Annotated in this window: 1 protein-coding gene; it reads right to left on the reverse strand. The window is 70.8% G+C overall.

The genetic code is table 11. The features are described from left to right. Positions 1 to 273: 273 nt before the first annotated feature. Positions 274 to 1,596: hypothetical protein (locus tag PAI11_RS23545; protein WP_040601548.1), on the reverse strand; the 1,323-nt coding region annotated here is incomplete at its 5' end.

Consider the following 1,596-nt stretch of genomic DNA (forward strand, 5'->3'; position numbering starts at 1 on the left):
CCGAGCGTTGGAAGTCATGAAGGTCCTCCTTCGAGAGGCCTGATGTTCGTTTCCGGCGGGACGCCCGACCAAGGCACCCACACCGCACCCCGCGGCCGACCCAATACGGCCGCTGTGCCAGGCAGTTAACACGGAATTGCCGCAGGACGCCAGCTGAGGGGCTCCTCGGCGGCGTTGTGTCGGCACGACGACGGTCCGTGCGTCGCGGCCCCGTCCTCGGGGCGCAGCCGGGTCGCCCGCTCGCGCGGGAGCGGGCGACCCGGCCGGTCGGCCTCAGCCCTTCTTGGCGGCCTTCTTGACCGCGACCCGCTTGACCTTCAGCGAGCCGCCGCTCTTCAGGTAGCGCTTGACGACCCGCGCGTTGACACGGGCCTGCTTGGCGCTCCTGGTCGGCTTCAGCGCCTTCTGGAGCTTGGCCGGCAGCACGCCGATCGTCTTGACCTTGCGCAGCTTCAGCTTCGCCTTCGGCGTCCCGACCGGGGCGATCGCCGAGGCGGTCGTGGCCGCCGACAGCGACTGCGCGACCGGGATCGCGTTGGCCGGGTCGATCGTCGACAGCGAGCCGAAGAACGGCGTCGGCCCCGAGACCCCGAACGGCGCGTTGTAGCCCTGGATCTCGACCGCCGAGGCGACCGCGACCTGGTTGGGCAGGAACTGCAGGCGGATCGTCTGCGGACCGGGAGCGCCGTCCGACCCGGCGCTGACCGCCGAGGCCGCCCCGGCCACGATCAGGTCACCGTTGTCGTCGACCAGCGAGAAGCCGGCCGGGTTGATCCCGATCGGCACGTTCAGCCGCGTGTCGAGCGTGATGTCGACCTGGCCGTTGCTCTTGTTGAACGTCGCCGACGTCGCGTCGGGCGCCGAGGTCCAGCCGCTCGACAGCGCGCCGGCGTTGCCGCCGATCGGCGCCGAGTCGTTCAGCACGGGGACGTTGTTCGCGTTCAGGACCGCGCCAGTCAGGTTGAACGCGGTGACGAAGTGCTCCTGCGACTTCTGGGCCGCCGGGTTCGGGAAGTTGACCGTCACCGTCTTGCCGTCGGCGTTGACCACGGCGCTCGTGCCGGCGAGCAGCGCACCGCTGGCCGTCCGCACGACGAAGCCGCCGGCGATCGGGCTGTGGACCGGCTCGTCGTAGCTGTAGGTGACCGAGGTGCTGCCCCCGCCGGAGCCCAGCTCGGCGGCCAGCAGGTCGGGACGGGCGGTGTTCTTGCTCTTGCCCGCGACCGCGACGACCCCGGCGGAGTTGAAGTTGCCGTAGTTGGCCGAGAAGGTCGCGCCGAAGTTGGCGAAGCCCTCGACCGCCTCGGTGACCAGCGAGTCGCCCGGCAGCGACGGGAAGCGCACGGCGACCTCGTAGCTGCTGATCGAGGCGATCGCCGACGGGGCGACGGTGGTGCCGTCCTGCTTGATGAAGCCGAAGGCGGCCGGGTTGGCGATCCCGTTCAGCGCCTGGTCGAAGGTGAAGATCAGGACGTTGGCGTTCAGGTTCGACTCGTCGACGCGGACGCCGACGACCTCGGGGCCGACGGAGTGGCCGCGCGTGCCCGACTGGCCCTTGGCGCCGGTGACCGCGGTCGAGTCGACGCGGTTGGGCTG

It is taken from the genome of Patulibacter medicamentivorans (genome assembly GCF_000240225.1).
GTDB lineage: Bacteria > Actinomycetota > Thermoleophilia > Solirubrobacterales > Solirubrobacteraceae > Patulibacter > Patulibacter medicamentivorans.